This window comes from Desulfurella multipotens, assembly GCF_900101285.1.
Lineage (GTDB): Bacteria > Campylobacterota_A > Desulfurellia > Desulfurellales > Desulfurellaceae > Desulfurella > Desulfurella acetivorans.
Genome location: NZ_FMYU01000013.1, coordinates 35,171 through 44,460, shown reverse-complemented (window position 1 = coordinate 44,460; position 9,290 = coordinate 35,171). Strand labels below are relative to the sequence as shown.

The following is a 9,290-nucleotide window of genomic DNA, read 5'->3' as shown; positions in this document are numbered from 1 at the left end:
TAAAATCACAAACTGATCATTTCTATTTTTTGCCCAGGCATATTCATTATGAGCAGGATCAACTGGCTTTAGTTTACCATTGCTCAATGTTTCAATCCTATCTGGTGATATACCATGCATTACAAGGTAGTTCTTTGCTGCATCAGCCCTTTTTTGGCCTAAAGCTAGGTTATAGGCTTCCGTTCCACGCTCATCGCAGTTTCCTTCGATCTTAATTTTGATGTTTGGATGTTTTGCCATATAATCTGCTATACCATCTAGTACTTTTGGAACATCCTGATTAATACCCCATTTGTCAATGTGAGTTAAATTATACTTGTCGAAGTTAAAATGAATGCGTTGGAAGATTTCCTTTAGCCTTTCTTCCTCGCTAACAGATGGTGTAATGGTTGTAGATACAGCAGGTGTGCTAACAGGCTTTTGAACTTCTTGCTTTTGCGGAGCTGGCTTTTCAGTAAGAGGTTTTTTAGGTGCAGTAGAACAACCATAAGCCAAAAATGACGCACAAGCAAATAGCCGCTAAAGAAATAACGCTTTTTTTCATAGATAACCCTCCACGGATAAATATCTAAAAGTTGTATTTTAGTTAAATAATCAACAAAATACAATGCTTTTTCGATTACTTTTTTGTATATTTTATTTAATAAATTGTTTATAAAAAATTAAGACTTTTTCCCGACTTCATTAAACCATTACATTTTCTCCTTTTTCTTCTTCCACAACTCAATTACCTATCCCATTCTCTCAAAAACCCTTAAATGTAGTGCCTAAAAAAAAATTAAAACACTTTAGAGAGTGGGTTTTGGGTGGAAAAGTGATGAAGTCGGGAGCTTAAACAATAGCTTTTTCGCCTTTTAACGACCCTATTGACTATATTAAAAACCATCGACATTTAACTAATTTTCTAGACATACACTCACAAACAACTTTTTTTATTGATTTTTGAATTATACAATTAAATTTGAAAAAAGTAAAGCTCTCAAACCTTGTGCACTGTCATTTTGAGCTCCTTGTCATCCGAAAAGTGCAAGCGAAGTTAGTCATCCTGAGTGAAACGAAGGATCTACTTTGTGCCATTGTACAGTGGTGAGATTCTTCGTCGCTTTCGCTCCTCAGAATGACAGACAGTTAAAAATAACCTTATAAATACTTTTTGCGCTCCAAAAAAGCAAAATATTGAAACATTTTTAAAACAAGCCTTGACATAAGAACTTATTTATTGTATCATTCACACGCTTTTGAAGACATTTTTATTTGAAGCAAAGAGGTATCGCGTTAAAAGTGCTAAAAATTAAAAAAACACGTTTGTTAGGCATTTGTCTTTTGGCTGCATCATTTTGTGGCTTAAGCCCAAAAGCCAACGCTATTGATTTGACACAAAGCTATTATAAAGCCATAGGCTATAATCCAAGCTATTTATCCTCTACTTATCAATATAAAGCCTCGCAAACATACAAAATGCAAGGCCTATCATACTTATTGCCACAAATTTCTCTTAGCGCTAATAGATCCAAGTACGATTTTAGAACTGCCCCATATTATTATGCAAACTACATGGCAAACACTATTTCACTTAATGCTCAACAGTATTTATTTAACCTATCAAGCTTTGCTATGTTTAAAGAGCTAAACACAAAAGCCAAGATGGGCGAATATCAATTTAAAGATGCCGATCAGCAAACCATATATAATGTTGCGCAAAGCTACTTTGATGTGCTTTCTGCATTAGACCAAATAAATCTTACAAAAATGGAAAAAAAAGCTGCACATGAAGATTTGGTTCTTGCCCAAAAATTATACAAAGCAGGTGAAGCAACGCTGGTTGATGTTGATGATGCACAGTCAAGGTACGATATTACATCGGCAAAACTAATTCAGGCTCAAAATAAACTTGATATCGCCCTTACAAAATTTAAGGCAATTGTCGGTATTATGCCAAGAAGCATTTCTCCGTTTAAAGATGATATAAGTTTTAAATTTCCAACACCATCAAAATTAGATGACTGGATAGAACTGGCAAAGCAAAACAGTCCTGTAATTAAATACTACGAACAAAATGTAAATTACTATAAGCAAGATTTAACCAAAGCTATTGGCGATCAGCTGCCAAGCGTAGCGCTTATTGCAAGCTATACTTACACAAACACAAATAGCTATATACAAACACAAACTATAAAATACGCAAGCATCGGCATACAAATAAATGTGCCAATTTTTAATGGCGGCAACTCAATAGCCAGAATTGACGAAGCCCACTATAGGGTAAAACAGGCTCAGATGGACAAAGAAAATTACCAAAACAACATTACTTCAAGCGTTACAGAAGCGTTTTTAAATGTATCAAGCGATATATCAAAAATTGACAGTTTAAGAATTGCAAAAAAAGCTGCTCAAACCGCACTAAAGGCAAATTACATGGGCCTAAAAGCCGGCATAAAAACTATTGCAGATGTGATAAATGCTCAAAAACAGCTATACGATGTAGAAAACCAACTTTTAAACGCAAAATACAGCTATATTACAGATATGTTTAAGCTAAAATATTACTCTGGCGTGCTAAGCAAAGATGACATTGATTTTTTCAATGCATATTTGGCACCAAGTTCGGAGTTGATTGTTAGCAACAATTAAATAATTTCGGAGGTTTCGTGTTTTCCAGACCAAATTTTTTTGGCAGACAAAAGCCAAAAAGCCAGCTGCTGCAAGCATTAAAGCCATTTAAACAGGCATTCATTACAACAGGCATAGTAAGCGCTATAATTAATATTATAATGATAGTACCTTCAATATATATGCTGGAAGTTTATGACAGAATTTTGGTTTCAAAAAGTGTGCCGACGCTAATTTTGATTAGTTTAATGGTTTTAGGTTTTTACGCTTTTATGGGAGTTCTTGAATGGCTCCGCTCACAGCTTTTAATTAGGATAAGCAACAACATGGATGCCCAATTAAATGAAAAAGTGTTTTCTGTAGCATTTTCAAACGCACTATACGCAAACACAGGCAACCCATCTCAAGCATTCAGTGATTTTACAAACATAAGGCAATTCCTCACAGGAAGCGGCGTGTTAGCGTTTTTTGATATACCGTGGACGCCAATTTATATAATAATTCTTTTTATGATACACACAGTTATAGGCATACTTGCAATTGTGGCAAGCTTGGTAATGATGGGTATGGCTATACTTACAGAGGTTGTTACAAAAAAAGGACTTGGGGAAGCCAATAAACATTATCAAGAATCTCAGGTATTTGCAAATGTAAACTTTCGCAATGCTGAAGCAATTTATGCTATGGGCATGAAAGAAAATGTTAAAAAACACTGGTATAGCAGGTACATTAACTTTCTAAGCTACCAATCTGACACAAGCTCTAAAGCTGGAACTATTAGCGCTATAACTAAAGCATTAAGAATAACATTTCAATCCCTTTTGGGCTATGGTGTAAGTGCTTATTACGCTATACAAGGTCAACTGACGATGGGAATGATAGTAGCCTCTGCAATACTTATAGGCAGGGCATTAAGCCCTGTGGATTTGGCAATCAGCGTTTGGCGACAGTTTGTTTCTGTGCGTGAATCATACGCAAGGCTTGAAGCTATGTTTGCTCAATACCCAGAAAAGCCAAAGGGTCTCCAGTTACCTCCGCCTGTTGGCAGAGTATCTGTATCCAATCTAATTGCCGTTCCGCCAGGATCAAATTTGATGATACTAAAGAATGTAAGTTTTGAAGTTAACCCAGGTGAAATGGTCGGCATTATAGGTCCTGTAGCATCTGGTAAAACAACGCTTGGCAAAATGCTTGTAGGGATCTGGCCCCCATACAGCGGTTCTGTAAGGCTTGACGGCGCAGAAATAAGCACATGGGATAGAGAAGACTTAGGAAAATATATTGGCTATCTGCCGCAGGATGTAGAGTTGCTTGATGGCACAGTAGCAGAAAATATCGCGCGATTTGGAGAAATTGACTCCAACAAAGTTATAAAAGCTGCTCAAATGGCTGGCATACACGAGATGATTTTACAATTTCCAGAAGGTTATGACACAAAATTAGGCACAAACGGCGCAATAATCTCAGGCGGTCAAAAGCAAAGAATAGGCCTTGCCCGAGCCCTTTACAATGACCCAACACTTATAGTTTTAGATGAGCCAAACTCTAGCTTGGATGATATGGGCGAGCGAGCTTTGATATACGCTTTGTTAAATTTAAAGAAAATGAAAAAAACAGTATTTTTGATAACACATAGAACACCAATACTTGCCATAACAGATAAAATCATACTGATGCTAAATGGCAGCGTGCAGGCATTTGGCCCATCTCAAGAAATACTAAAAGCCCTTCAAGCTGTAAACGAACAGCAAGCCCAGATGCAAGCACAGCAAAACGCTCACTTAAATAACCCAAATCAAGCGCCACAAACACCACAAAAAGGAGCCTAAAGTTATGGATTACTTGCCACCTGGTACTCAAAAATTAAATACAAACACAAAAAAAATGATGCATATAGCAATAGCAGTTGTTGTAATTTTCTTTGGAGGATTTTTACTGTGGGCAGCTTTAGCGCCTCTAAGCAGCGGTATAGTTGTGCCAGGCACAGTTGTAACAAGCGCTCGTTTGAATATCATTCAAAGCCCGCAGACAGCTAAAATCAAAAGTATTCTTGTAAAAGAAGGCGAAGTAGTCAAAAAAAATCAACCGCTTATCATTCTGGATGATTCTGAAGCAAAAGCAGCATACGCAAAAGCAAAAAGCGAGTATTTATACCTTTTATCAATGGAATCAAGGCTTCAAGCCCAGCTTCAAAACAGCCCCGACATTACATTTCCAAAAGAGCTTTTAGAAAACGCCCAGGATCCGTATGTTTCAAATCTTATACAAACACAAAGGCAGTTATTTTTTTCAACTATGCAAAACTTTCAAAGTCAAAAAAATGCAATTTTACAAAACACTGCTGGCTTGCAATCTGAACTATATGGTCTAAAGTTAAATGCCGATTCTTTCAAATCACAGGTAAGCATCTTAGCCCAGCAGATTTCGTCTCTAAAGCCGCTTGCAAAAGAAGGCTACTACCCAAAAAATCAGTTTTTAGACAAAGAAAGACAGTACGAAGAGCTAAAAGGCAATTTAGATAATTTGCTTGGTCAAATTGGTCGTATACAAACACAAATTGCCGAAAATAACGCAAAACTTCAAAACCTTCAAAGTCAGTTTTTAGCCGATACGCAAGGAAAACTTGCAGAAGTTGACTCACAACTCTCATCAGCAAAGTACCAGTATCTGTACTACAAAAAAATTTACGAGAGCATGACTATAAAATCTCCAATAAACGGCACAGTGCTTTACTTAACCGTGCACACCATAGGAGCAGTCGCAGCACAGGGTCAGGAATTGCTAGAAATACTGCCTATTGACTCAAAATTTATCATTGAAGCTCAGGTTGAACCGCAAGACATAGATAAAGTGCATTTAAATCAAGATGCGGATTTAAACTTTATAGCTTTCAACGTCCACACAACGCCCATAGTCCATGGCAAGGTAATTTATGTTTCTGCAGATACAATTACAACGCAAAACGCTAAAATGCCTTTCTATATCGTGCGCATTGAGTTAACTAAAGATGCCATAAAAAAATTAGCTCACAAAAAAATAGTTGCTGGCATGCCAGTGCAGGTTACTATAAAAACAGGCAAGCAAAGCATGCTTGAATATTTGTTAAAACCATTAACAGAAAATTTTTCAAAAGCGTTTAAGGAATAGCTTTTAATTATGAAAATAGCTATTGTTACGCCTTCTCCTGTACCTTTTGTGGTGGGGGGAGCAGAAAAATTATTTATGGGGCTTTTGTGGTACTTTAATAAATTAACGCCTCATAGTGTAGAGTTAATAAAATTACCCTGCAAAGACCAGGAATTCTGGTCGCTAATGGATTGCTACAAACGCTTTAGCGAGCTAAAGCTTGATTATTTTGATATGGTTATTACTACAAAATACCCTGCGTGGATGATTAACCATAAAAATCACCATCTGTATCTTCAGCACACATGCAGGGGCGTTTACGATTTGTATCACAAGCAAGCAAATATATTTGAACCACTCCCAAACTCAAAAGAACTTAAAAACCTTTACGCTATAATGAGCGACCCTAAAGCAGATTTCAATTGCCTTTCAAGTTTTTTTTCCGAGTTGTTTGGGCTTTATGGGCTAAAACACCTTAGAGAGCTATTTGTTTTTCCCGGTCCTCTTACTCGAGCAATTATACATTTTCTTGACAAAATAGCTTTGTCTCCCAAAAATATAAAAAGCTACAGCGCTATTTCATACAATGTTGCCCAAAGAGAAAATTATTTTCCAGAAAATGTTGATATTCAGATCATACATCACCCAAGTGCGCTTGATAATTTGCACTCAAAAGAATACAATTATATTTTTACTGCAAGTCGCCTGGAAGATTTAAAACGCATTGACCTGCTAATTAATGCTTATAAAAAAGTAAAATCACCTATGAAGTTTAAAATTGCCGGCACTGGATCTGCTTTTGATAAATTGAAAAACTTAGCAAAAGATGATGAAAGGATTGAATTTTTAGGCTTTATATCCGACGATCAAATGATTGAGCACTACAGCAGAGCGTATTTTGTGCCTTATGTGCCATACGACGAAGATTATGGTTTAATCACACTTGAAGCTATGCAATCCCAAAAAAGTGTTATTACCACAACTGACGCTGGAGGGACAAACGAGCTTGTCCAAAATGGTTTAAACGGTTTTATCGTACCCCCAACGCCACAAGACATTGCACAGGCTATGCAAACTCTTATAGAAAACCCGGAACTAACGCTAAAATTAGGAAAAAACGCAAAAAGTTCAACAGATTACATAAATTGGCAAAACACAATTTCCAAACTTTTGAAAGAATCTTTACCTTCAAAAATGATAAGCATACCCAAAAAGCCTAAGATGCTTGTATTATCTACTTTCAGCATTTATCCAGCCGTTCAGGGTGGTCAAAAAAGAATTTATAACATATACAAACAGCTATCGAAGCGATTTGATGTGGTGCTCATTAGCCTGACCAGCAATCCTTCACAAGCAGGCGTAAAACATATATCGGCTAACTTTAAAGAAATAGCGATTCTCAAATCAAAAAAACACCTTGAGCATGAAAAAGACATTGCTTTAATGCTTAATTTTAATGCCATAGAAGATATAGCTGCAATAGAAGGCTATAAATATACGCTTGAATTTTTAGAAGCCATCAGAAAACAGGCTCTTGATGCAGATGTGGCTGTTTTAGAGCATCCCTATCTTTATTATGCATTAAACGAATTTTTTAGAGGCAATGTATTTTATGATGCTCAAAATGCAGAGTACATAATGAAAGATATAGTTTTACCACAAAGTGCTCACAAACAGGAATATTTAGCAAAAGTTTACGATATAGAAAAAAACTGCGCAACAAATTCAAAGTATGTATTTTATGTTTCTGATCATGATCTGGATTTTTTTGTAAACAAATACAATCTAAATAAAAATAAACTCTTATCTGTACCAAACGGCGAAGATTTTAAATATGCTGCTTCAAAAACTTTAAACCCATCAGATAGGTCTAAACTTAAAGCACAGCTTGGCCTGGATAAAAAATGCGTAGTTTTTTCAGGTTCGTACCATTCACCAAACATCGACGCTCTAAGATACATAGAACAATTTGCCTTTCAACTAAACGACATTGTTTTTTTTATTATAGGTTCTGTTTGCAATGCCTTAAAAAAAGATTTAGAAAATATTGTCCCATTAGGTATCGTTAGTGAAAACGAAAAAGCTCTTGTGTACAATATCTCTGATCTTGCGCTAAATCCTATCCTAAAAGGCGCAGGCAGCAATATTAAACTTATAGATTATGTAGCTTTTAGCGTAGCCTGCCTTACAACACCAACAGGCAAAAGGGGCTATGATATAGAAGGTTTATTTACGCAAGATATTGATAACTTTTCTAACAAAATAAAAGAACTGTTATCTACTGACAAAGATAACCTTGAAGAATCAGCAAAAAAAGCCTTTGAGTCTGCTTCAAAAAAGTTTGACTGGTCTGTTATTGTATCAAAATTATTTAATGTTATTTGTTGATAGTCAAAGGCTTATGGGCTATCAAAGCTAAATCCCTTGGTGCTTTTATATAATCATCAAGCGTATCAAATTTATAGCTTTTAAATGGTATGAGTTTTTGAAATTCTGTTACAAAAAAACATTCTGCATTTAAAAAACCACCATATCTCACCAAAAATTCCAGTGTTTCTGGATGAATATGGCTTATATGCGAAAAATCCCTAAAAAAATCATAAAAACCAACAAAAATGTTTGCAATGTTTGGTGTCTCAAAAATTAAAACACCGCCTGGCTTTATTATGCGATAAGATTGCCAGATCAGGTTTAGAATCCCTTTAAAGTCTATATGCTCTATAAAATGAAATGCGCTTATGCCGCATGCAGAATTGTCAGGCTGAGATTGCAAAAAATCAAATGCATCGCCATATACTGCATTGAGCGATTTATCCTTGCATAACAAAACATTAAGTTTATTTGCATCAATGCCTATAGGATTTAGACCATTTTGGGCTAAAAGCTCAAGCCACTCGCCTCTTCCGCACCCTAAATCAATAAACCCTAAATCTTCAGTTTTGTTTGCAGCTTCAAGTGCAGATGGCAGATACACTTCTAATTTTTTCTTTACCTGATGCTCGCTACCGCGAAACTCAGATTCAAAAGCAACATATAAGTCATCAAGACTATACCGGCTTGGATTATCAATGTCTGGTGCATTTTGCTTTAAATATTGAATTTGCGAGTTATTATTTAAAATCTGATTTAATTTTAGATTTAAAATTGCGTATCTGTTTTCAGATATAGCTTTTAAATCGCTAATCTTTTGTTCTAACTCTGCAATTTTTTCTTGGTTTTGGCTATAAATACCATGTACTGATTCTGCTAATTTATCTACCTGTATTTGAAAGTCTGATTTTGTGCTTTCAAGCTTTTGTTGTGTAAAAAATTTAAAAGATTCAAAATCCTGCTGGATATTCAAGACAGCGTATCTTGTATTTGATAATTTAACAAGCGCTTTAAAAAATCTAACGGTTTTACTAAAAAGATTATTTTTTGATTGTGTCTGAATCTGCAAGCTATTTGATTGAGTTTCTACAGGAAATGTATCTGATAATGCTTTAATTTTTTTTGCAATATTATTCTTATCAATCATGTTATCAACTAAAAAAGCCCTTCCAGCTGGAAGGGCT

The 9,290-nt window shown here is 35.6% G+C and carries 6 protein-coding genes; 4 read left to right on the top strand and 2 right to left on the bottom strand.

Annotated features, from left to right (window positions below; translation table 11 throughout):
• The coding region (locus tag BLQ93_RS09580) for an OmpA family protein (protein ID WP_216818768.1) at positions 1-495 on the bottom strand (495 nt) is incomplete at its 3' end.
• A 786-nt stretch (positions 496-1,281) separates the two neighbouring features.
• Here BLQ93_RS09580 and BLQ93_RS08330 point away from each other — a divergent pair.
• The 4 genes from BLQ93_RS08330 to BLQ93_RS08315 are packed head-to-tail and all read left to right on the top strand — an operon-like array spanning position 1,282 to position 8,124.
• The gene (locus BLQ93_RS08330; protein WP_159427518.1) at positions 1,282-2,631 is read left to right on the top strand and encodes a TolC family outer membrane protein; all 1,350 of its coding nucleotides are present in this window, start codon (positions 1,282-1,284) and stop codon (positions 2,629-2,631) included.
• Between the two features lie 17 nt (positions 2,632-2,648).
• Positions 2,649-4,439: a type I secretion system permease/ATPase gene (locus tag BLQ93_RS08325; protein WP_092129576.1), complete on the top strand. Its 1,791-nt coding sequence runs from the start codon at positions 2,649-2,651 to the stop codon at positions 4,437-4,439.
• 4 nt (positions 4,440-4,443) lie between these two features.
• Positions 4,444-5,757 (top strand): HlyD family type I secretion periplasmic adaptor subunit, encoded by a 1,314-nt coding sequence (locus BLQ93_RS08320; RefSeq protein ID WP_092129574.1) that lies wholly within the window; start codon positions 4,444-4,446, stop codon positions 5,755-5,757.
• Between the two features lie 9 nt (positions 5,758-5,766).
• Entirely contained in the window at positions 5,767-8,124 is a 2,358-nt protein-coding gene (locus BLQ93_RS08315) for a glycosyltransferase family 4 protein (protein ID WP_092129572.1), read from the top strand.
• On the opposite strand, the gene BLQ93_RS08310 is transcribed toward BLQ93_RS08315, so the two are convergent.
• Positions 8,114-9,253 (bottom strand): methyltransferase domain-containing protein, encoded by a 1,140-nt coding sequence (locus BLQ93_RS08310; RefSeq protein WP_092129571.1) that lies wholly within the window; start codon positions 9,251-9,253, stop codon positions 8,114-8,116. The genes BLQ93_RS08315 and BLQ93_RS08310 overlap by 11 nt on opposite strands.
• Between the last annotated feature and the right edge of the window lie 37 nt (positions 9,254-9,290).